2 tRNA genes and 1 rRNA gene are annotated in these 449 nt (G+C 42.8%); all 3 read left to right on the forward strand.

Annotation, left to right across the window (positions count from 1 at the left end):
• Positions 1-63: ribosomal RNA gene (locus KH893_RS12190) — 16S ribosomal RNA — on the forward strand; the annotation flags it as partial.
• 77 nt (positions 64-140) lie between these two features.
• A tRNA-Ile gene (locus KH893_RS12195) sits at positions 141-215 on the forward strand.
• 14 nt (positions 216-229) lie between these two features.
• A tRNA-Ala gene (locus tag KH893_RS12200) sits at positions 230-302 on the forward strand.
• The last annotated feature ends 147 nt before the right edge of the window (positions 303-449 follow it).

Raw genomic sequence — 449 nt, forward strand, 5'->3', positions numbered from 1 at the left:
ATGATTGGGGTGAAGTCGTAACAAGGTAGCCGTAGGAGAACCTGCGGCTGGATCACCTCCTTTCTAAGGAATAATACGGAAACCTGCACAGTTGAAACTTTGTTTAGTTTTGAGAGGTCTACTCTCATTAAGGATGTTATGGGCCTATAGCTCAGCTGGTTTAGAGCGCACGCCTGATAAGCGTGAGGTCGATGGTTCAAGTCCATTTAGGCCCATCCTTTTTGATTATGGGGCCTTAGCTCAGCTGGGAGAGCGCCTGCTTTGCACGCAGGAGGTCATCGGTTCGATCCCGTTAGGCTCCATTGATGAATAGCAGAATTCATCAAAATTTGTTCTTTGAAAACCAGATAATATCTTTTTTAATTTTTATTAAACCGAGAACACCGCGTTTTAAAGAGTTTAAAACAAGAAAAAGTTCTTAACGCAAACTCATAGCCGTTTTACCGTTA

The organism is Liquorilactobacillus sicerae (assembly GCF_029916425.1).
GTDB lineage: Bacteria > Bacillota > Bacilli > Lactobacillales > Lactobacillaceae > Liquorilactobacillus > Liquorilactobacillus sicerae.